This window comes from Paenibacillus sp. FSL W8-1187, from assembly GCF_037965485.1.
GTDB classification, from domain to species: Bacteria; Bacillota; Bacilli; order Paenibacillales; family Paenibacillaceae; genus Paenibacillus_O; species Paenibacillus_O pasadenensis.
Map to the genome: position 1 here is coordinate 5,531,365 of NZ_CP150181.1, position 22,684 is coordinate 5,554,048.

Here is a 22,684-nt window from a genome sequence, read left to right on the forward strand (position 1 = left end):
CTATCTGGAAAGGTCTATCAACTGCAAATCGACATTGCGGCATACGGTCAGCATTCGAATCATCATAGCTGCCGCCTGTTCGCGAGTCGTATAAGCGTTCGGATAAAACTTGCCATCGCCTGCACCTCTGACAATATTCGCATCCGCCATTTGTGCGATATAGGAACGCGCCCAGCTGTCGCTCGTGTCCGAGAAATAGGCGTTGCCAGTCGTCTGGTCGAAAACCATCAACCGTGCCAGGACCGCTGAAATCTCGGCACGGGAAATCGGCTGGTCAGGCTTGAACGAACCCGCGCCTACGCCTTCGATCACGCCGGCGGCTCTCAACGTCTCGATGGCCGGCGCAGCCCAGTGACCTTGCGTATCGGAGAACGTAACGCCCCGCTCGCTTGTCGTGTCCAGGTACAAAGCCTTTGCCACCATCGTGACAAACTCTGCACGGGTAATCGAATCGCTGCCGTGGAAGCTGCCGTCCGGTCTTCCTTGGACGATGCCAAGCTGCCGGGCGACTCCGATCGACTGAGAGCTCCAGTTGTTCGTTGAGACATCAGGGAACGGCTCAGGAGCTGGCTGGTTAAGAGCAGCCAGAGAGGCTTCTTTCACTTTCTTCACGTTCGCGATGGCATCGTTGAGAATAGGCCCCGACGATGCAAGCGGCGAGCCGTTCCCGCTTGCTCTCGTCACGGTCACGGTGTACGTCTTCATCGTACCGTCCTGCGCCGTCACCGTGACCGCAATCGGGTTGTCCCCCACGCTCAGGCTGATGGCGTCGGATGCCGAACCGCTCGTCACAGGTGTGCCGTTCACCTTCACCGTCGCCGTGCTATCGCTTACTGTCGGAGATACCATGATGCTGCTCACGCTGTTCGCCACGCTTGCCGCGTAGCTCGTCGTGCCCGATGAGAAGGCCGGACTCAAGCTGCCGCTGGACAACGTCAAGCCGCCCAAGCTCGCATTATTGCTCCTGCTGCCGCTGCCGCCAGCAATCGAAGGCGCTCTAGTCACCATCACGGTGTACGTCTTCGTCGTCGTGCCGTCCTGCGCCGTCACCTCGACCGTGATCGGGTTGTCCCCCACGTTTAGGCTGATCGCTCCCGACGCCGATCCGCTCGTCACCGGCGTGCCGTTCACCTTCACCGTCGCGTTGCTGTCGCTTGCCGTCGGCGTGACCGCGATGCTGCTCACGCCGTTCGCCACGCTTGACGTGTAGCTCGTCGTGCCCGGCGCGAACGTGGGGCTCAGGTCGCCGCTCGACAACGTCAAGCTGCTCAGGCTCGCATTGCCGCTTGGCGCTCTAGTCACCGTTACGGTGTACGTCTTCGTCGTCGTGCCGTCCTGTGCCGTCACCTCGACCGATATCGGGTTGTCCCCCACGTTTAGGCTGATCGCTCCCGACGCCGATCCGCTCGTCACGGGCGTGCCGTTCACCTTCACCGTCGCGTTGCTGTCGCTTGCCGTCGGCGTGACCGCGATGCTGCTCTCGCCGTTCGCCACGCTTGACGTGTAGCTCGTCGTGCCCGGCGCGAACGTCGGGCTTAGGTCGCCGCTCGACAACGTCAAGCTGCTCAGACTCGCATTGCTGCTTGGCGCTCTAGTCACCGTCACGGCGTACGTCTTCGTCGTCGTGCCGTCCTGTGCCGTCACCTCAACCGTGATCGGGTTGTGCCCCACGCTCAGGCTGATGGCGTCGGATGCCGATCCGCTCGTCACCGGCGTGCCGTTCACCTTCACCGTCGCGTTGCTGTCGCTTGCCGTCGGCGTGACCGCGATGCTGCTCTCGCCGTTCGCCACGCTTGACGTGTAGCTCGTCGTGCCCGGCGCGAACGTCGGGCTTAGATCTCCGCTCGACAACGTCAAGCTGCTCAGGCTCGCATTGCCGCTTGGCGCTCTAGTCACCGTTACGGCGTACGTCTTCGTCGTCGTGCCGTCCTGCGCCGTCACCTTGACCGTTATCGGGTTGTCCCCCACGCTCAGGCTGATCGCTCCCGACGCCGATCCGCTCGTCACGGGCGTGCCGTTCACCTTCACCGTCGCGTTGCTGTCGCTTGCCGTCGGCGTGACCGCGATGCTGCTCACGCTGCTTGGTATGACGGCCGTGTAGTCCGTGGTTCCCGAAGAGAACCCCGGACTCAGGCTGCCGCTGGACAAGGTTAGGCCGCTTAAGCCGGCGTCATTGGACAGGCCGACTCTCCGGACGACATGGTTACTCGTATCCGCAATATGCAGAACATGATTGCCGTCAAACGCAACGCCGCTGGGTGAAAATAAATTGGCCGTGGAGGCGGGCCCTCCGTCGCCCGAATAGCCGGTATGCCCTGATCCCGCGACGTGGCTGATCGTGCCTGCAGTCAGGTCTAATTTGATTATCTGAGCGTACGTTGAGATAAAGAGCTCGCCGTTGTCGAAGGCCAGTCCGCTCGGACCGTTTAAATTAACGGAAGTAGCCGGTCCCGTCTCCAGGTTGCCTCCTCCAGCCACAATGCTGATGGTGCCTGACGGATCTACTTTGCGAATAAATCCGCCCGCGCTTATGGAGTCTTCCTCGGCAATATACAGATTGTCTTCGTCGTCCACGGCCAATCCGGCCACCGCGCTTAAGGGCGCCAACGCCGCGGTCGTCTCGACCGCTGAATAGCCTTGTTCTCCCGTACCTGCCACCGTACTGATGATTCCTGTCGACGCATCAACCTTCCGAATACGGGCATCGTTCGTGCTCGAGATATACATATTGCCATGGCTGTCAAACGCAAGGCCCCGGATCCAGCATAGGTCGGCCGATATGGCCGGCCCCCCATCTCCAATGTCGGCACCCGGATTGCAAGATCCGTTGCCCGCCACAGTGCGGATCGTTTCAGAGGAGAGATCGACCTTTCTGACCGTTCCAAATCCCCCGATGTACAACCCGCCGTCGTGGAAAGCAAGGGCGTAAGGCGAAGACAATCGCGCCGCTGCCGCCTGCCCTCCGTCGCCTGAATCGCCGCTGGCTCCCGTACCCGCAAACGTGCTGATCTCTCCGGTCAGGGCATCAACCTTGCGAACCCGGTTCTCGTTCTGATCGGAGATGTACATGTTCCCGGTGCTGTCGAAAACGACGTTGTGAGGAGAATTCAACTGGGCCGACGTTGCCGGTCCTCCGTCTCCCGAGGCCCCCCTCGCTCCTGTGCCCGCCACCGTGACAATAATCTTCTGGTTAGCGGCATAGGCCTTGCTCCCGAACCCATCGATCCATGGGAACGCCGTCAATAAGAGAACCATAACAAACGCTATCATCGGTTTTACTTTGTAGGGGTTGCGCATTTCTGTTCCTCCTTAAGAAACGGTGCCAAATTCAAAATTATAAGAAAAACGACAAAGACGCATCTAGAGAAAGTTATAGACACCATGAAAAGACTCTCTTTTTGTCAAAAGAAGTCGACAGCTTGCGCGCACCCCAACAAAAATAGACCATAGCCGATGTCCCGAATGGGATCGTCTATGGTCCGCTAGCGTGAAATGGATCGTCTAGCCTAATAGCAGAAGCTCTCTTGCCTTCTTGATCGCCTGCACTCTCGTACGGACCTCCAACTTGCCATAAATATTGTTTGTGTGACTCTTGACCGTTCCTTCCGTAATTCCCAAATGCGACGCGATCTGCTTATTGGACATCCCTTCGGCCATCAGACCGACAATCTCCCTCTCGCGATTCGTCAGCCATTCAACCGGGAATGCCGTCAAGCCGCGTGCCCCTGCTCCTGCCTTAATCGGCGCTTCCCATTCATCTGGCAAGCTATTCAACACCCGAAGCAATCTATTGGCATAATCCACTAGAACGAAAGGCGTCTCCCTTGAACGGTGGTCTTGATGCGCTCTCCCATAAGCGTTCAGCAGTTCCGCCATCGCTTGGCCTTCGTCCACGAAGCTGCGAATAAACCCTTGCGGCTCCGCCAGGCGAAGAGCGGTCTCCAGAAGGTCGATCGCCTCCTGCATTTGACCGGTGCGATGCAGCGTCACGCTTTGCAGGACAACCATTTTGATTCGATCCCGGAGACGATCCTCTCTCCAGAACAACTGCTGCAATCGTTCGGATAGAGACATCGCTTCCTCCGTCCGCCCGCATGCGGCGAGCACTCTGGCGAGAGCCATCCGCTCCGCCGCGCCGTTCAGCGACACCTCGTCCGTCGAAGCCATCCCGCACCGATCCAGCCATTCCAAAGCATATCGCATATTCCCTTGCCGCAAGGCCAAACAGGCTTGCTCTGCTTCGATCTTCCGCACAAAGCGTTCATAATCCGGAGATTCGATCCGTAATTTCAGCTGCTCCAGCAGTTCTACGGCTAGGGTCGGATTGCCCAGCGATTGCCGAATGCGCGAAGCGTTCACGTAAATTTGCAGCAAGCTCCGCGGATTGGGTTGTCTGGCATTGGGTTTCAGCGCCCGTTCAATGCAAGCCTCGGCTTCCTCCACGCGGTTCCATTCATACAGCACCATGCTGTATGAAGCATGAAAGATGGCGGCAGACGGATGAACTTGATGGCGTCCCCAATGTTCGATCCACTTGAACATAAATGCGGCAGCGGCATGGTAATCGTTAATGTAGGACATATGATCGTCGAATTCGTCGTAACCGTAATATTTGTTGTCCCCCAGAGCTTCAAAGAAACTGCCTTCCGGCGCGACGCGCTCCGAGAGCTCGAAGTATTCCGATATACGATTCAAATCTTTCTGAAAATAACAGGCGCTTGCGCACAAAAAGTACATATTGCCCATCAACGGCTTCCATTCCGCCTCGTCCATGCTCCCCTGCATAGCTTCATAGCGGATTTTTGCTTGCTCTATTTTTTGAATCGCAGTCTCCCATTGCCTGATGCCGATCAAGAGGGATAAATAAAACATTTCGACCAAGGGCCTCTTTGAAAGGAAGCTTTCCGGCAATTGCAAAACCCACCTGCTTAGCTTTTCCACCTTTTTATGCAAAAAAGCATGCAGATTTTTTTCGATCACCCGTACGGCATCATCGTATTGCTTCGCTTCCAAATAATGCTCGGCGGCCTCCTCCTCAAAGCCATGCGACTCCAGCCACTGCGCCGCATGAACATGCGATTGCCCCCATAATTTGGGGTCCGTTCGGGCAAACAGCTGCTGCAAAAAATCGGACAGCAAGTGGTGATAACGATACCATTTTCTTTGATCGTCCAGCGGGAACGCAAACAAATTCAACTGCTCTAACCTCTCCAAGTACTCCTGGCTGTTCGATTGTCCCGTAACGGCTTGACATAGGGAGTGATCCATACGGCTTAGAATAGACGTCTGGAGCAAAAAGGCGCGCATCTCCTCCGATAGATGCGAAAATACTTCTTCGAATAAATAATCCGAGATATGATGCTGATGGCCGCTAAACTGCCTGATGGATTCTGCGATGTTGTCGCTGCTCTTCAGTGTAAGCGCCGCGAGCTGCAGTCCGCTGACCCATCCTTCCGTCTGATCGTACAGCTCCGCGACTTGCTCCTTGGACAACGACAAACCCTCCGTATTCCGGAAGAAGACCAACCCCTCCTCAGGACGAAACCGCATATCCCGTACCGAGATTCTCTGCATTTCTCCTTTGGTCATCAGCCTAGCGGTAGGGAAAGCTAGCTCGGTACGACTCGCTATATAAAGATGAATGTGCGGGGGCAAGTGCTCCAACATATAGCCAAGAGACTTCTGAATCGCGGGATGCTCGATCGCATGATAATCGTCGAGCACGATGGCGAGCTCTTCGGGTACTAAATTCAGCTCGTTCAACATGGCGGAGATCGCAGGCTCCGAGGACACGGATGACGCCGACGGCCCCTTCTCCAGCAGCGGCCAGATCCTCCGGGCGTAGCCGGGGACCCTCTCCTGGATCGAAGCGGTTACGCAGCTCCAGAACGAAAACCACTCGTCATCCTGTATATCCAGCGACAGCCAAGCCACCAGGATGCCGCATTGCCTCGCCCATTCGCTTAACGCCGTCGTCTTCCCATAGCCGGCCGGAGCGGAGATCAGCGTCAGCTTGGCTCGAAGACCCTCGTCGAGCTTGTGCATCAACCTTGGCCGAGGGACTAAAGCGTTCCGTACATGGGGGATGTATAATTTCGTTTGAACAATCAACTGGAACCCCTCCACGATAAATTCTAAATCCCATCGACCGACTCGAAGGCATCGGCCATTGATTTCGAATGATGACTATTTCGACAAAAACAACCATAGTCCTACATAAGTCCTATATACCTGGCCGTAGTGATGCTATGGCGACTGGGACGGAAGCAGAGGGGGGCGAGCGCGGATGGGAGAGAGGCTATTTCAAAAGTCGATTCGTGATAGTCAAGCCCCCCGCCTAGAACTAAATTTTTCCGAGAAAAAGGACCTCAGTCTCCACTTCACGGTGGAAATTGAGATCCTTTTGAGGTGAAGATCGGGACGTTCTCCTATCATGCTGACCTATGGGGACAGCCCCATGAAGTCGTAGCCCAAAATACCGTCCATCTCCCTAACGGCGTACAGTCCGTAACGGACCGATATGCGACGCTGTGTTTCACCGGATTTCATTTCATCCTATCGTAGGCGCGCTTTACCAGGGCAATCGCCTGCTCGCGCGTCGTGCTGCCGAGCGGGTCTGCGCGATTGCTGCCGACGCCGCCCATAATCTTGGCGTTCGCAGCGAAATATACGGCGTCCTTCGCCCAATCGGCGATCAGCCCGTCGTCGGCGAACGGAGCGTCTGCGCGTGTGTCGAGTGATGCTTCGGGCCTGGCGGCACGGATGGCGCGCATGAGCATGACGCAGATTTGCTGACGGGAGATGCCAGCCTCCGGAGAGAATCGATTGGCCGAAACCCCGTTGACGATGCCGAGCGCGCTGGCCTTGAGCACGTCGCCGTTAGTCGTATCCTGAAATGGATTCGTGTCGCTTCCGGTCGCCGGATTGCCGCTCAGCCGCTCATACAGCCTGACTGCGATTGAGGCAAATTCCTCGCGCGTAATAGCCGACGAATAATTGCCGAGCACCGCGTCGGTCGTCAGTTGCAAACGATAGGCCTCCGAGATTTCCGCCCTGGCCCAGCCGCTCGCGCCGGTCAGCCGTTCTTCGGCTATCGTCGGAATCGGGGACTGACCGGGGGGCGGCGTCTCGACCGGGGTTGGCGTCGGCGTCGCAACCGGCGCGGGCGTGGCGGATGCCGTCGGAGTCGCGGGCAGCGCCGGATTATTTTTCAGAATGTCCAGAAGATTCGCAGGCACGTCCTTCATGATGATGATATCCTTCAGCGGGAACAAGCTGGAGGATTTCTTTGCGCTTTTGCCGAGCCGAACAAGCGCGCCGGGCTTCAACTGATCCGGTATGCTATACTTATCAATGATCGCTTTAATCGTATACACATAATACGTGTCGGGCTCCGTTTCTCGATCGACATAGTTGAGTTGTCCGACATGCTCCTTCGTATTTTTGACATAGAAGACGCGGTTGCTCCCGGTTCCGCCCGCCCGCTCGATTTGATAATACGACTCCATATTGGAATTATCGTTCCAGGCGAGGCTGATGGAGGTGTTCGTGTCGGCCGTGATGACGAGATCGCTCGGAGAGCCGGGCTGCAGGATCGGGATGCCCATCGATACGACTTTCGGATAGCTTCGTGCGCCGATGACCGGATTGTACGTCGCTGAAAATTTGAAGATGGCGGATGTGAAACGCGGGTCGAGCGGTACCGTAAAAGCGCCAAAGGTATCGGTTCCGTCGAGAAAGAAATCATGCTTCTCCGTAATCCGGGCATCCGGGAGCGAGGTCCAGGTCTGGCCATTGTCGGTGGAGTAAGAGAGCGTGAACGTTTCGAGCTTGGTTCCCGCGGCGGAGTCGTCCCGAACCGCAAAAGTGGCGGTCTCTCCGCCCAGAATCGGTCCTCCATCTCGCCAGGTCTCGATCGTATTGTCGAATACACTGCTGAATACTTTCAGCAGGTCGATATTTACAATAGCATGGGCGCGAGGCGACGGTATCGCTAGCCCTGCAATCGTCGCCGCCAGAACGAACGCCGTTAGCCGAAATGCCCAAGAATGCATAAGCTTTCGTTTCATGCTCCACCCCTCCTTATCGTGCAGATTTATTCCTGTTTGTCCTTCAGACTCGTCAGCTATCGCATGATTCAAGAGCTACAATACACCCGTTCGAGTCTAGGCATTCGATACCGCATTCGATTAAAACGCGGCGCGAGGTGACTATTTCCATGACAACGGAACACCGTCATTTGCGATCAGCCTACCAGCAGCAGGCACCAGACGAAGCGGGGCTCGTCGGCAGAGAGAAGGAGATGCGGCTGTTCGCGCAATTGCTGACGACACCATCTTCTTCATTGCGTATTGTGAACGTGCACGGCACAGGCGGCATCGGAAAAACAGCGCTGCTGGCCGAATTCGGTCGCATGACGAGGCAGTCCGGCATTCCATACGCGATGCTCGACAGCAGGCTATTCTCGCATTCGCCGGCAGAATTTTGCAATTCCCTGCTGCGGTCGCTGAACGCGCCGACGCCGAAACGAACGCTCGCCGGCCAGACGGCATTGGCGCAAGCTTGCGGGAGCGCGATTGCCAAAGCGAGCGATCGGGGCGCGTTCGTGCTGGCTATTGACACGTTCGAAGAATGCGGGGAGCTGGAGCAGTGGCTGCGGGACGATTTCCTGAACTGTATGCCGGAGGGGCTGATCCTGATTTTGAGCGGCCGCTTTGCCTTGAAGCCAGCCTGGCATGCGGCGCCTCCCTGGGAGCGCATGATCTATCGACTGCCAATCGGAGACCTGGACTACGAAGCTACACGAGCTTACTTGCATCGATGCGGCATAGACGACGAGGCTGCCGTTCATGCGCTCTGGACACGAACCCGAGGTCATCCGTTGACCCTCACACTGCTCATTTCTACGTCGCTTGCCTCTCTGGAGCAGGAAAGCCGGTCTGTCGACGAAGAAGCGATGTTCGGCCATGTTGTGCAGACCTGGCTGCGGGAGGTGCCCGACCCGGCCACGCGGGAAATAATTGAATCGGCTGCGGTCGCCCGTTACTTTAATCAAGAAATGCTGGAACAATTAATGGCCAGGCCGGTTCCGACAGATCAATTCCGTTCCATGATCTCGCACTCCTTTATTCAACGAATCGATCGGGGCTGGCTGCTGCACGAGCTTCTCCGGGAAGCAATAGCGTACGATTTGCGCATGCGCAAGCCGGATCGCTACAATCGGCTCTGGCGGCGCTGCATGCGCTACTACACGAATAAATTAAAGCGCTCGGCCAGGAGCCGCTCGGTATCTTTGGATAATGCGGATTTTCTCTACTATATCGGCAACCAGTTTATCCATTACATCATGTACAAGCAATGGGTATCCAGCAGCGTGGAGCCGCTCGGTCCCTCCAATCGGGAAGAGGCGGAGCGCTATGTTGCGCGCAGGAAGCAGACGGCCAAGGACGGAGTCGTGCCGTTCCACAATCAGGACGGCTCTATGACGACATTTTTGATCTCCCGCCGCGAGAGTCTGCTCGTGCTCGGCCAGATTCGTTTGCAAGAGCTGTACGAGCTGGGCCATGGCTGCGTGAAGCTGATCCGCAACGGGCAAGGAGAAGTATGCGGATTGATCGAGATTATCCCGATTAACGCGCATACGATGGACTACTTGCTGACTGCGCCGCTCTCGCGCGCGTATTTTAATGCGTTGCCCGGCAAGCTCCGGCAGGAGCTGGCGGTTGCGGCGCCAGGCAAGTCCGGCTACTTTGTCAGGACGCTCGATGTATACGACTTCTCCGACTTTACGATGATGCACGCCTCCCTTTCGACGTTGATCAGTCATATTTTGTCAACCGGTTATATTGTCGCCGCGCCGATCGGCAATCCGGTTTCGAACGCAATCTGCAGCAGCCTGGGAATGGACGAGGTGACGGAGGTGCGCAACCTCGATTACGACGGCGTGACGTCGGCAGCCTATTTCGTGATGGATACGCGGGGCAATCGGGTGCACGATTATGTTGAAAGAATGGTCGTCTCCTTCGGCGGGGAGGAGGAGCGCGACGGGGAAGCGGCCCTCTCCCGGTTATCCAGACGCGAGCGCGAGGTGGTTGAGCGCGTGATGCAGGGCCGCTCCAATATGGAGCTCGCAAGAGACCTGTACCTGAGCGAAGGTACGGTCAAGAAGCACCTCGCCAATATTTTTCGCAAGCTTGAGGTCAAAAGCAGAGCCCAACTGATTCGCAAGGTGTCGGCAGAGAACGCCGCGCATCCCGGAGACTGACGCAGACGGCAGCGACACGTCCTCCGCTCGACGCCTACTTTACATAACTGGCGTCTTTAATGAGATAGAACTTCGCGTCACCCGTAGCCGGACCCGCATAAGGGTACACGATAATGCCGTCGCTGCCGTGAAGATCGATGTCGTATTCCGAGATTTGCCCTTTGGACACCTTCAGATCCGTAGCGAGCACCTGCTGCTCCAAGTTGGCTACCTGAAACTTCAGCTCGGTCGTGCCGGAGACGACGATATGCAGCTTTTCGTATTTGCCGTCGAACTGGAAGCTCATATAATCGTTCGGACTCGTGCCGGACCAGGCGTCCATGCTGTAGGCGCCTGTGTAAGCGACGTTGCCATACGTCAATTGGGATTTATCGACCACGTCGGCGAAATTCCACGGCTTAAATTTCGGCGTTATGGCGGAAGAGGCGAAGCCGATCTTGTCGACTTCTCCGATGCTGATCGTCCGCGTCCGGCCGTCATATTTAATCGGCGTATGGAAGGCTTCGGACAAGGCGCGCACCGGCAAGTATGTGGTGCCTTTATAGGAAATTGGCAGCACTGCCTTTCCGCTTGCATCCATCGGCTTCCACGCCGCTCCGTTCATTTTCAACTGAATGCCGCTTTCGAGAAAAGCTTGAATTTTGGTCGAGGTCGTCGCGCCAAACGCGCCGGTCGTTGCGGATACAAGCGAGACTGCGCCGAGCAATGCCACGAGCGATCGTTTCTTCATCTGATTCCAGACCTCCTGAGACGGGAGCAACCGATGCCGAGAGGATATTGTCCGGTTATTCCCGTAATAATTGCTCTCATCCTATCACTGTGGTGGAAGGGCGACTATTATCCAAAAGATGTATTTCCGGCATTATGGGTCATATACGTGAGGACCACCGAAGCTTCCGTGTCGAACCCGAGGGAGGACAGCGGCTTCCCTGCACGATCGGCAGCAGCGATGCGATCAGCGCCGAACGGCTGTGCCCTCAACGCAAAGGGCAGCGGAGGCGATGCGGATGAGGAAATTCGGGAAGCCGGTGAAGTCCGGGACGGCGGGCGCACGTTTGCAGTTCCAATCCCGTCCGGACCACCTTGGTCGAGAGCTTCGTTTTCGGGCGAATCGCGGAAGCTGTCCACATGCCGAAAGTTCTGGTGGATGTCGTGAGGATGGCCCTCGCATTGCTCCATCGTGCTGACCAGCCTGCTCGTCAGCCTCCTCATGCCGGCCGTGAACCTCTCCAGCGAATTCATGGAAGCGACGCTCACGATCGGCGCGGTCGGCCGGCAAGCGACCGCCCTTCTCATGAACGCTGTCGCCGCCAGCTTCATGGACATGATTCCGCTGTATTTCGGCATGAGGAAATATTCGACGACGACGACCGTCGCCTCGTCCATCCTGATCGTCTTCATCGTCTGCAGCGGCAGTCCGGGCGGCTTCTCTCTGAATTCGATCATCGCGATCCCGATCGCCTTGTTCTGGATCGGAGCGATCATCGCTTATGCTTCGTTCCGCAATATCGAGCGGCAGGATGTCGCTCCTTGACTCAAGAGCGGGGAACCGGCCGATCCGGGTGAGACATGATGAATCAACTGACGCGAAAAGAGCATCCTCTAACTGAGCCGGTATGAATAAAAGCTGCGGAACCTCCCAAACACTTCTCAAGAAGCCATATCTCACTAATCTTGCGTCGCGACAAGAGCTATCCAGAAATCAATGCAGTAAAAAGACACTGAGATTCTATCCATCAGTGTCTTTTTACTGATACTTTTCCACCAGCATCATGTTTCATCGTTGGACTCGGATTAATTCACTTCACTTTAGCAATATTCGCCGTAACTGGCTTCACTTAAAGCGACTTAATCAGCTCTTCTAGCTCATCAAGCAATACTTTTGCAAGTTCAAAATTAGTATCTTTTAAAGCCAATTCTATTTTCAATTCAACTGATTTTTTATTTTGTTCAGCTTCTAAATAGTCTCTATCAAAATGACTGGCGTAGATCATCTGTCTGAATTTGCGCATACTCATTTTTCTAATCGTCTTATCGTCAATGATTAGCACATAATCCATGCCGTTTACGACGGAATAGAAATCGTGGGAAATCATCAAAATCGCGCCTTTGTAGTCTTCGATGGCTTTCTCCAACGCAATCTGCGCATAGAGGTCCAAATGGCTGGTCGGTTCGTCAAGCAGCAGCAGGTCGGCTTGACTACTAGCGGCTTTAGCCAGTTGAAGCATATTTTTTTCTCCACCGGATAATGATTGGATCTTCTGATCCAGGATTTCGCCTTCAAAGCCGTAGTTTGCAAGATACGCTCTAATCTCGTCATACGTGTTGAACCCTGCGTCGATGAATTCATTAAAAATCGTATTCGAGTCTTTTAGCGTTTCATCTTGAAGCTGTGATAAATAAGCCACTTTCACATCTGCATTGATTTCGATGGAGTCATGGTTGTTTTTGAAGATTTCGCGGAGCAAAGTCGTTTTCCCTGTGCCGTTCGGGCCGATGATCGCGACTTTATCTGTAGATTGGATCTCGAAATTAACATTGTGCAGAAGCAGCTCGTCGAAGGCGACGCTGTAATTGGCAACCTTTATCATAGTGACGTCTTTCACTTCAAGATCCAGATCAAACCGGATATTCGGCTGTTTGATCTCGACAAACGGCGCTTTGATTCGGCGTGCTTCCAATCTTTCCTGAAACTTAACTTTGGCTTTTAACGCCCTTCCTCTAGACGCGTCTGCAACATTCGTTGCGATCTCTCTAAGATTATCGATGATGTGATCGTATCGCTCAATTTCTTCGGCTTCGGCGATCGCGATTTCTTGCAGCTCGATCTTTGTCTGAAGCAGCGAGAAGTTATAATCGATATACCGCCCATTAAACTCCTGGATCTCCATGTTTTCGAGGTGGATGATTTTATCGAAGCAATGATTCAACAGATAGCGGTTGTGCGTAACGACCAGCAGCATGCCTTTATGGGAATTGATCAATTTTTTGAGCGCATTGAGGTTTTCAAAGTCCAAAAATACGTCCGGTTCGTCCATGATCATTAAGTCCGGGCTGCCGAGCATTTCCTTCATAACTTGAATCAGCTTGAATTCCCCGCCGCTCAAGGAAGATACTCTGGCGTCTTTCAGCTTCATCAGATTGGCGAGATTCAGCTGCTTATTCATCGTGCTTTCGAAATCATCCCCGCCTATGGCCTCGAGTTCGTCCAACGCCGATTGATACTTTTCCATCAGCGAATCCATATCCGACGTGGTTTCCATCTCAGCATAAATCGAGGTGAGTTCGTCCTGGATCTTGATAAAATCTTCCCCGATATATTCAAAAACGGTCATTTCTTTCGTTTTGTCCACCTGCGAGAACTGACTGACGTACCCGATTCTGCAATCCGGGTCGATCTCCAGCTTGCCCTCGAACAAATGTCTTTCCGGATCCAGCAGCATCTCGATCAGTGTACTTTTCCCGCTGCCGCTCGTGCCGATAAAGGCGCAGTGTTGGCCTTCTTCGAGCGTGAAGGAAATGTTTTGATACAGTTCTTTTTGTGGGAAAGAAAAGGATAGATTATCTATTTTAATCATGGTGTTACCTCTCTGAATCGCCATAACGGCAGGTATTGTGGGGTGTGTGGCAGCGTGTAAACTTAAGGTTGCGATTTTCAGATTAACACTGTTTAGTGGGGAGTACAATGATTTGCAGGTTTTACTCTTGCTTTGGAATTTTTTTCGCTAACTATTCGAGCTGAAATTGCTAAAACCTCAAGGCTCTGAGTTTTTACTTATGATATGGTTCACCGTAACATCTATACAGCGAAATCCCCGAACTAAAAAAAGACCTTGTCATTTGAATTTGACAAGGTTCCCTTATTACTCAACTGGATTCATTAGTCCCTCTTCTTCCAGAGTTATTGGTGTGAATTGCTTAAGCACATCAACCTTGAACTGTTCATTTTCGACTCCCTCTAAGTAACTTTCCAACGTTGGTTTTAGGTTATTAACTATGGTATTGAACTCTTCTATGTAGATCTGATATTTACTGTATACATGTTGTTGAAATTTCCTTGTAAATTTACGGGTTAAATCTCCTTTGCTTTCATGCCCAGTAAAAGGATCAACTATTTTGGGTATGTAAACTATATTCCAAGGGGCAGAGAATGCATATGGGTTTTTAGTCCTTTCAAAAACATGGGAAACCTGATAATTTTGAATCCGCTCGTATTTGTTTTCAGTCTTAACACCTTTTGCTTTTCCAGTTAGAAGCTTTATTTTTCTTGAAGGAATGTCGTTATTAGTTGCATCCTTTAAAAAGTTACTATGCTTAAAAATATCTTCATACATCGAGAGATAAAGATCAGTGCCTGCGGCATCTCTTCCATATCCTCTAATGTAAACTAATTGACCGAAATTTGGATCTTCAATACTCCGCTTAAGTTCGTTCCAATGCCTTTCAAACTCTATTCTCTTTCTTTCCTCTATTATTTCGGCATAAATTGTTTTTTCAATACCGAATTGAATAAACTTATCTTCACTAATGGCGAACTCATTCATGAATTCAATATATGAGTCTTTCAACAATGTTCCTCTCCTTATTAATATTTTCACTTCAGCTTAAACCCGGCGCATTTTCTGCACTGAATCCAACAGAATTACCCTCAAATGTACTTAGCCTTCTTAACGCTCAGTCTCGAGCATAATTAATTTTGATTTTTGGCCGATATCCAAGCAGCCGGACTTCCTTCTTCCATTGATCTAACTTGTTTTTTAAAATCAGCATGTTCAATTCAGTAATATCTGGATTGCCATTGATTAGAGGCAACTCACTTTTTCTCTCAAGGACTAACCACAGATAAACGTTTTCTATTTTGACGTCTATCTTAATATCTCCCCTATGAAAAGCTTTAATTGCTTCGAGGGATTGATCGACAGCATAGCATAGCTTCCCGGAGCTCTTTCCAAATTTCACAGCATACATTGAGTTGTCTTTAAACAAATCCATAGCTTCTAATTTATGCTTGCCGATCGCCTCTAATTCGCGGTCGAAATTAGTAAATCCTAATTCGACAAGCCAATCATTATAATATCTCTCTGTATAGTGTTTCTGGGCAATTGATTTTCTTAATTTACTATCATCAAGTCCCTTATTATTATCATTTGCTCGTTCTACTTGAAATACTTGCTCAAGATACTTATCATGCGCTAATTCACTATAATCATATATTTCTTCAAATTCTGTGGGGATTTCGTATAGTGAATCTTTGAGGTACTGTAAATAATCCTCATTGTAAATGTACCAAGAACCGTCAGCGAGTAATGCATGGCTTTCTTCATTAGTGTAATAGATTAACTTTTCTATGTTCGTGGAGAATATGCTCTTACCATCTTCAAAAACTGCTACCCGAATTTCTAACAAATCCTCTTTTGTATTAAACTCATGCTCCCGCATAAAAGCTTCTATGGATTCAAGTGTTACTTTATCCGATCGAGTACTTTTATATCTGTGTCTAAACTCATACTCATGATTATCCCGAAAGACAACTCTGGTTGCGTATATTTGATATTCTGAGAAATCAATAGACATAAGATCGTTTTCAAAATCCCGTACCATCATTTCCTTTAAAGCAAGAATTTCTTCCGGCTCCTTCACTGACTTAAAGAAAGGTATTTTCACTTTCACTTCTTCGTTGTTTATAACGTTTTCAGCAAAGTTAATCACTTCGGCAATCCCTTGTAGAGTTGGACCTTCTATATTTACACGAATGGAGTTGCCTATTTCAATAACTTCTGAAAACAACGAAAATCCATTCGGAAGCTCAATGTTTGCCTTTAGCTTTGTCAAGGCTTCACCACTACTTAAGTCTAAGTTTTCATACTCTAAATAAGTATTTATTGTTCTATTTCTCTGTGAGTTAGGATTGGTGACAGCCGTAGTTCTTACATTTTTATATTTTAATCGCCGTGCAAACTCAAACGCCCATTCTTTATCTGAAAACTGGTCGATCTTAAAGTATGAATGGCCAAAGGTTACCGCATACATGCAGTCTTCTGCTTGAATTAAAATTACAGATCTGGGTGATCCGTCAATAAGTATGTCTTGATGTCCAAAAGCGTTTAGTAGCCAATTCCAAGATAAGGCCTTTCCATCAGCACCTGATCCGAAAAACAATTCCATCTGAAAGGTAACTCCCAAGATTTCTCCTGTCTCTTCATTAACCCCAACAGTAAGTTGAATTACTTGTTGACCCAAGGTACGGTAGCTACCTTTTAGATACTCCGACAGTTCTTCATGCTTATTATCAAGTATTTTGTATATGTTAATTCCAGCCACGGAACACCCTCCTATTTAACCTATAGGCAACCCTCTCTAGCTGTTCTCTAACCATCTTACTATATTTGGGTATATTTTCCTACATGTGTTTTCCCTAGCTATACTAGATTCATCTAGACACCTGCTCAGCTAGCCTTGATTCCCGTAGCCCTTTCTTTTGCGCGAAAACCAAAAGGCACCCAGTTGGGTGCCTTTTGGTTTGATCTAGTCCTACCGCTTCTTATCTGCTTCTTTGCGAATAGTCCCAATTAACTTGTCACTACGTGTGTCTCTACCGTCAACGTTACGAATCGTGCCAGCTGGCAAGCCATGCTTCTTCTCAAACGTACCTACTGTACAGTCACTTCTTGTTTTTCTAGTCAATGTTAACCCCCGCTCTCTTTGCTTTAGTTGGTCTACACGCGTCTCAGTTCCTGCACGTTGTTAGCGATCGTACGTGCCGCCAAGACGATGCCAAGCACTAACCCCGCTACTTTCAATGCCTTGTCCAAATGTTATCCCTCCTTTTGCTTAAATAGTTCCGTTACGAGCCAGCCTACAAGCCCTGCAATTGCCACAGCTAGCAAAACGTTCGGAACCGACTTTCCGTTCTCAATGTTCCGAATTGTTTCTCTGCTTACGTTTGCACGACGTGCTAACTCTTCCTGCGAGTACCCCTTCTCTGCTCTTGCCTGCGCAAGATTTGAGATGAATTTTGAATCCATTTCCTACCACTCCTTGCTAATGAAATAGTAGCACGCTCGTCCTATTTTTGGCAAGTATTCTTGGCAAAGTATTTTACCCAAACCCAAAGGAGATCTATATGAACACATTAACCAAAAACCTAATCAATCTACTCCATGAGACGTTTTCCATCTCTGAATTGCAAGGACCACTGCAACAAAACGTTTGGGTCATGGCTGTTGCAGCCGTCCCATTTTCAGAGAAACATCTCGATTCCCCTCCAACGAGAAAGTACATGCCGACCCACACCGTCCGTCTCGTGCTCCGAACAACCGATGAAGCAGGAACCAACGTGTACGTCGATGGTACAGACCTTTACGTGAGAATGGACAATACTACCGAGACGGCAGAACTCGTGCGGGAGGACCTCTGGGAAGAGGGTTCTCCCATTTTTCATGGCGGCCCTGTCTCCGACTCTCTCCGCTGGGTACGCGAGCTCGCCGAACCGTTCTACCTCCAGCTCGAAGACCCGTTCCTCACGCCCGAGCAACGGATCGCCTTGAACGGTCACGACGAGAATTACTTGGAACCGGCACCAGAACAGCGAGACGAATTGAACGAGACCAAGCAACTGACCGGAGACGACTTCGGCGGCCTCCTCTAGCTACACCGAAATGCGTCATTCCCGTCGATCCCGTCCGCAACCAAAACAAGGAGGAATCACCTAAATGCTCCTGACCATAAGCGAGAACAAGAAGAAAGCCATTGTAGCCTACATCAACGATCATTTTGACAAGCGCATGTCCCATTTCCCCTACGCCAAGTACCCGACGGAGCCACTCACCGGATGGCGAGAGCAGTTCACCAAACCGAAGGCAGTCAAGCCGGAGACGGTTCGCACCGCACTGTCCTGGCGAGGCGGCTTCTGGCAGCGGAAAGACGCTCCCTTTGCCCAGCGGCAAGCCTCCCTGTCCGTGGTCAAATCCTGGGCTGAGTTTGCTGACACGAATGCCTTCGAGCCCACTCAGATGCTCGACTTTTGGACGGACAGGCTCGGCGAAGGCCGCTTGCTTTCGATACCGCCGCTTTCCTCGCCCATTTGATCCGACCCGACGTGCTGGAACTCGCGGACACTCAGCGGCTGGAAGCAATGCGGGATCTTCTCCGGGAAGTAGGGCATGAAGACGGAGTACAGGAGTCTGACCTTACCTTGGACGGGCTCCTTCAATATACCGACTTTTTCCGAATGCTGTTTCCCAAGATGCAGGCTAAGCATGGTGACCGATCGCAAGTGCAGCTTGACCGCTTCCTGAAGGCGTATGGCAACCGCCATGTCTTGGCCAAAATCGCGGGCAAAATACCGCCTACCATCGAGCCCGCCGTTTGCACTCTGGACTGGGAATCCATGCCCTGCAAGTCTTCGCCCTCGAGCAAATCGCGGACAGGTCGAACGCCGACGTACTCTTCGCCTGTCTTCTCCTTGCACTGGACGACCAACCGGAACACAGGGAAAGGCTCACGGTAGGGCAGGTAGCCGAGCCCGTCCCGCTTGGCAGTGGTGGCATTTGCAATCCCGGCAGCTATCACTACGCCATGATCGCCCTTTTCGGCGGACAGAAGGGGCGAGACTTCTTCTCGTGTACCTTACATGCCCATCCTGAGCGCACCGTTCCTGCGGCAGGCATCCGACAGGCGCTGGACAATTTCCGTCCGCTGCTGCGGAGTGCGTCACCCGAGCAACAGAAGAAGCTCTTTCGGAGCCTGATTGACAGGATTATCATCCCGCAAGACCGGGACATTACGAAGGCGGTCATCCAGGGCACGACAGCTTTGCTGAACTTGGAGATTCCACCAATGCAGATAAAAGGAGAGAAACAAGCATGAGGTGATCCCTTACGGAGATGTAACTGAGATAAGAAGAGGGGGATAAAAATGGACGAAACCACAAGGGTTGCTATATATTGTAGGGTCAGCACGGAAGAGCAGGCAGAGCAAGGCTACTCTATTGATGCACAGCTCGATACGCTGCGTAAATACTGTGAACTGTACGGCAAGGAAATAGCCGGTGAATACGTAGACAGAGGCGTTAGCGGTAAGAGTATGAAAGGCCGCTACGAGCTGCAGCGACTTCTCCAAGATGCAAATGAAGGAAAGTTCGACGAGGTTATCGTTTGGAAGTTCAATCGAATGGCTCGCAAAAATCTCGATCTGCTCAATATCGTTGAGATTCTGAATAAGAATAACATTATTTTTCGCTCTTTCTCCGAAAATTTCGATACAAGCACTTCGATGGGAAAGTTCGCGTTATCCATGATGGGTGCTGTCGGTGAATTAGAGCGAGACACGATCGTCGATAACGTGAAGATGGGGCACAGACAAAGAGCAAGAACCGGTAAGCATAACGGCAAAGTGCCGTTCGGCTTCCGAATAACAGAAGCTCAGCTTGAGGGAAAATTGAGGGATTCCGAAATTGTCGTTGTCGAGGAGGAAGCTGCAATCGTCCGCAACATTTACGAGCAGTACGCTTCCGGTCATGGCTTGAAGGCGATCGCCAATGACCTCAACCATCGGGGCCACAAAACCAAAACCGGCAATCCCTTCTCCATCTGCGCCATCCGCGACATTCTCGATAATTCAATGTTCGTTGGGAAGATCCGCTACAACCGCTATGAAAACTGGTCGGAGAGAAGACGCCAGGGGAAAAGCACCGAACCAATTCTTGTTGAGGGCCATCACCCAGCGATCGTCTCGGAAGAACTCTGGGAGAAGGTGCAGCTCCTTCGTGGCAAGAAGAGCGCAATGCCGAAGAAGCGCTTCCAAGGCGAATACCTACTGACCGGAATTATCCGATGCCCCGAATGCGGCGCGGCGATGACCGCGAGCCGTACGGTTAACCGAGCGAAGGACGGGACGAAAATCGTCCGCATGTATTACTCCTGCGGGCGCTTCCGAAGCCAGGGCAGTGCAGTCTGCCACGCCAACAGCGTCCGCAAGGACGAGGCCGAGCAAGCCGTGACGGAGCGCATCCGGCAGGCAGTCGCCCAGCCCGATATCCTCAAGAAAGTGGTCCAGAGCGTCAACGAGCGGCGCTCAGGCCGGATCAAGCCCCTCCGCGATGAACTGGCGGCGGTGCAGGCCCGGATCGACAAACTGGAAGAGAAGAAGCGCAAGTACCTCGGGCTGTACGAGATGGAAGAGATCGACCGCGACCTGTTCGCAGGACGACTAAACGACCTGAACCGGGAGCTCGACGCCGAGCTCACACGCCGGTCCAAACTGCAGCTAGAGCTCCGGGACGACCAGGTCGAGCCCGTCTCCTATGAGCTCGTGCGCTCCCTGGTGGGCAGTTTCGACGCCCTCCTCCGCCGCTCGCCGTTCCAGCAGCGCAAGACCCTGCTGCACCTGATCGTGAAGCGGATCACGCTGGACGACAGGAAGCGCGTTGGCAGCGTCGAGCTAGCCTTCAATGAGGAGACTGAGAAGCATTTTTTAAGCGTAGCCCCTTCTGCCGACATGGTGGAAGGGGCTTTTCCCTTGTCCGGAAAAGCCCCTCTATTCAAGCATACGCTCCAATTCTTTATATGATTATCAGCTATAGAAAATTGGCAAACTGTCATTCTCTTCTAAATCAATTAAACAACTCATGCCGAACTCGTCCGAATGCAGCAGCCATCTCCACAACAGAAGTAAAACGTGCATCTATATCCGCTGCTAAGCCTCTCAAAAGAAAATCCTTAACTCCTTGACTCTTACTATAAATTCCATTACCATGCTTCTTCCCACAAAGAATAAAGTTTACAACTTGAGTCAGGGCATAGATTTCATGACGTACTTCGTAATTTGCGAATCCTACCTTTGTTAGATCGGGATCATTGAGTGAGCCCTTCACACTCGAATCTTTGCTTGTTAAAGAGCTGTCCGGGATTTTTACGAGACCAAAGTCTGATATTTTGAGCACCGTCCACGGTTCATCAAAGTGATGTATTAAAATATTATGATAACTTATATCCCGGTGTAATATTTTCTTTTCATGGATATACACGAAAGCATTAAAAAGCTGCCCAATAAGCTTAACTCTGTCCTGCATATCCAACTTAGTGTTATTAGCACGAATGTAATCTGCTAACGTTCCCCCATTAGCGTACTCAAGGGTATACTCGTTCTTTTCATCATTGAAGTTGTAGGCTTCAATGATATAAGGCGAGTTCAACTTTCGTGTAATCTCGTATTCATTTTTAAACCGCAGCAACTCCTTAGCCGTTAACTCAGCCTTTGCGCGCTTTAAGGCAAACCAACGATTATAATGTGGATCTTTATATTTAAAAACCTGGGCGTATGATCCACCACCGATTAGCTTGGTTTGAAAAGCTTCTTTACTTGGTGAACGCTTGACCTCTACGACATTCATCATATGAAAAATAGCTCGATGCTCGATCAGTTCAATTATTGGAAAATCTGCAGGTATGGTACTGCCACCGCTCTTACTCAAAAAGGAAGTACACCTAGATACGAGATCCATATAGTAGGGATCCAATTCAAAGGCCGCTGTTGATTTCTTCAAATTAGCTTGAAGCTTCTGAAAGGCTTCAATTACATCAATTAGCTCCCTACTAGGGTCTGCATTGAAATGTCCGCCGTAGCCAGGTGTAAGCTTTTGATTCATGAAGGCGAATAAATTATTAAATAAGGCATGAAACAGGGGGAATACTTGCTTGAGGCTCTCACTTTCAATACCCTCATAATAATCCTCGAAAAGGGCAGAAGCATCTTTCATATTTGAGAACTGAGTGCTAATCTTGCGAGCTTGTACACGTGTATACTCATCAATCTCATGCGCTAGAACAGCCATACTATCGACCCCACAATGAATTTATACTTACTTGCTCCTCATGTACATTTCAATAATGTGCCATGAAGTATAGAACAGTGCCCCTAACAAAAACATCCTCATTTGATTACGCCCAAGATTACTTACTTTGTTTGAGTTTTTCTGGATAGCAGCGAGAATCCCCTCAGATGCCGCGAGTATGTAATTTGGATGGTTTCCGTACTCCGGATGCGGCAATTTTCCTGACTGTATCCTTAGCAGTTCACTGTTAGCATATAATGTTGAATTATAATATTCTCGATTTCGGCATCCTAGAAAAAAGCTAATCCCCCAACAGACTACGCTCAGAGCTAATGGAATCTGACTCATTTTTAGCGGTAATGCTTGCGATTGCTTGATAGCGAAAGCTATTGAAGCCAAAGTAGCGGCTAAAATAAAGTAAACATATTTGTCCTGACTTGTCTGGAGTTGCTTGTAAACCTCTCTAAAATTTTCATCCACAGCAATACCTCCTGGACAAGATTATATAGGAATATTTTATCATTCATATCTCCTATTAAGCCTGACTTGACCAAAATTTCGCCCTACTTGTGATACGGTTCAGCGTA

The 22,684-nt window shown here is 51.1% G+C and carries 16 protein-coding genes; 6 read left to right on the top strand and 10 right to left on the bottom strand.

Features of this window, described 5'->3' with window-relative positions:
• The 3 genes from NYE40_RS23785 to NYE40_RS23795 form a co-directional block, all read right to left on the bottom strand.
• Positions 1 to 3,297: a cadherin-like beta sandwich domain-containing protein gene (locus NYE40_RS23785; RefSeq protein WP_339279073.1), complete on the bottom strand. Its 3,297-nt coding sequence runs from the start codon at positions 3,295 to 3,297 to the stop codon at positions 1 to 3.
• Positions 3,298 to 3,501: 204 nt separating this feature from the next.
• The gene (locus tag NYE40_RS23790) at positions 3,502 to 6,045 is read right to left on the bottom strand and encodes a LuxR C-terminal-related transcriptional regulator (RefSeq protein WP_339279074.1); all 2,544 of its coding nucleotides are present in this window, start codon (positions 6,043 to 6,045) and stop codon (positions 3,502 to 3,504) included.
• Between the two features lie 500 nt (positions 6,046 to 6,545).
• The gene (locus NYE40_RS23795; protein ID WP_339279075.1) at positions 6,546 to 8,069 is read right to left on the bottom strand and encodes a fibronectin type III domain-containing protein; all 1,524 of its coding nucleotides are present in this window, start codon (positions 8,067 to 8,069) and stop codon (positions 6,546 to 6,548) included.
• 149 nt (positions 8,070 to 8,218) lie between these two features.
• Between NYE40_RS23795 and NYE40_RS23800 the strand changes: the two genes are divergently transcribed.
• A complete protein-coding gene (locus NYE40_RS23800; protein ID WP_339279076.1) occupies positions 8,219 to 10,264 on the top strand; it encodes a LuxR family transcriptional regulator in 2,046 nt (681 codons plus the stop codon).
• A 34-nt stretch (positions 10,265 to 10,298) separates the two neighbouring features.
• On the opposite strand, the gene NYE40_RS23805 is transcribed toward NYE40_RS23800, so the two are convergent.
• Entirely contained in the window at positions 10,299 to 10,994 is a 696-nt protein-coding gene (locus NYE40_RS23805; protein WP_339279077.1) for a hypothetical protein, read from the bottom strand.
• A 450-nt stretch (positions 10,995 to 11,444) separates the two neighbouring features.
• On the opposite strand from NYE40_RS23805, the gene NYE40_RS23810 reads away from it, so the two are divergent.
• Positions 11,445 to 11,798 carry a hypothetical protein gene (locus NYE40_RS23810; protein WP_339279078.1) on the top strand — a complete coding sequence of 118 codons (354 nt, stop codon included), beginning with the start codon at positions 11,445 to 11,447 and terminating at the stop codon, positions 11,796 to 11,798.
• 304 nt (positions 11,799 to 12,102) lie between these two features.
• Here NYE40_RS23810 and NYE40_RS23815 read toward each other — a convergent pair whose 3' ends face one another.
• The 4 genes from NYE40_RS23815 to NYE40_RS23830 form a co-directional block, all read right to left on the bottom strand.
• The gene (locus NYE40_RS23815) at positions 12,103 to 13,842 is read right to left on the bottom strand and encodes an ATP-binding cassette domain-containing protein (RefSeq protein ID WP_339279079.1); all 1,740 of its coding nucleotides are present in this window, start codon (positions 13,840 to 13,842) and stop codon (positions 12,103 to 12,105) included.
• A gap of 285 nt (positions 13,843 to 14,127) precedes the next feature.
• Positions 14,128 to 14,832 carry a hypothetical protein gene (locus NYE40_RS23820; protein WP_339279080.1) on the bottom strand — a complete coding sequence of 235 codons (705 nt, stop codon included), beginning with the start codon at positions 14,830 to 14,832 and terminating at the stop codon, positions 14,128 to 14,130.
• A 106-nt stretch (positions 14,833 to 14,938) separates the two neighbouring features.
• A complete protein-coding gene (locus NYE40_RS23825; RefSeq protein WP_339279081.1) occupies positions 14,939 to 16,585 on the bottom strand; it encodes a DUF6119 family protein in 1,647 nt (548 codons plus the stop codon).
• A gap of 494 nt (positions 16,586 to 17,079) precedes the next feature.
• Positions 17,080 to 17,289 (bottom strand): helix-turn-helix domain-containing protein, encoded by a 210-nt coding sequence (locus NYE40_RS23830; protein WP_339279082.1) that lies wholly within the window; start codon positions 17,287 to 17,289, stop codon positions 17,080 to 17,082.
• Positions 17,290 to 17,387: 98 nt separating this feature from the next.
• Here NYE40_RS23830 and NYE40_RS23835 point away from each other — a divergent pair, with 98 nt between their 5' ends.
• The 4 genes from NYE40_RS23835 (at position 17,388) to NYE40_RS23850 (ending at position 20,833) form a co-directional block, all read left to right on the top strand.
• The gene (locus NYE40_RS23835; RefSeq protein ID WP_339279083.1) at positions 17,388 to 17,912 is read left to right on the top strand and encodes a hypothetical protein; all 525 of its coding nucleotides are present in this window, start codon (positions 17,388 to 17,390) and stop codon (positions 17,910 to 17,912) included.
• Between the two features lie 64 nt (positions 17,913 to 17,976).
• Positions 17,977 to 18,351 (top strand): hypothetical protein, encoded by a 375-nt coding sequence (locus tag NYE40_RS23840; RefSeq protein ID WP_339279084.1) that lies wholly within the window; start codon positions 17,977 to 17,979, stop codon positions 18,349 to 18,351.
• Between the two features lie 280 nt (positions 18,352 to 18,631).
• Positions 18,632 to 19,132 carry a hypothetical protein gene (locus NYE40_RS23845; protein ID WP_339279085.1) on the top strand — a complete coding sequence of 167 codons (501 nt, stop codon included), beginning with the start codon at positions 18,632 to 18,634 and terminating at the stop codon, positions 19,130 to 19,132.
• Positions 19,133 to 19,180: 48 nt separating this feature from the next.
• On the top strand, positions 19,181 to 20,833 hold the full coding sequence (locus NYE40_RS23850) for a recombinase family protein (RefSeq protein ID WP_339279086.1): 1,653 nt from the start codon (positions 19,181 to 19,183) through the stop codon (positions 20,831 to 20,833).
• Positions 20,834 to 20,876: 43 nt separating this feature from the next.
• Here NYE40_RS23850 and NYE40_RS23855 read toward each other — a convergent pair whose 3' ends face one another.
• Positions 20,877 to 22,097 (bottom strand): protein kinase family protein, encoded by a 1,221-nt coding sequence (locus NYE40_RS23855; RefSeq protein WP_339279087.1) that lies wholly within the window; start codon positions 22,095 to 22,097, stop codon positions 20,877 to 20,879.
• Positions 22,098 to 22,124: 27 nt separating this feature from the next.
• Positions 22,125 to 22,577 (bottom strand): hypothetical protein, encoded by a 453-nt coding sequence (locus NYE40_RS23860; RefSeq protein ID WP_339279088.1) that lies wholly within the window; start codon positions 22,575 to 22,577, stop codon positions 22,125 to 22,127.
• Positions 22,578 to 22,684: the final 107 nt, after the last annotated feature.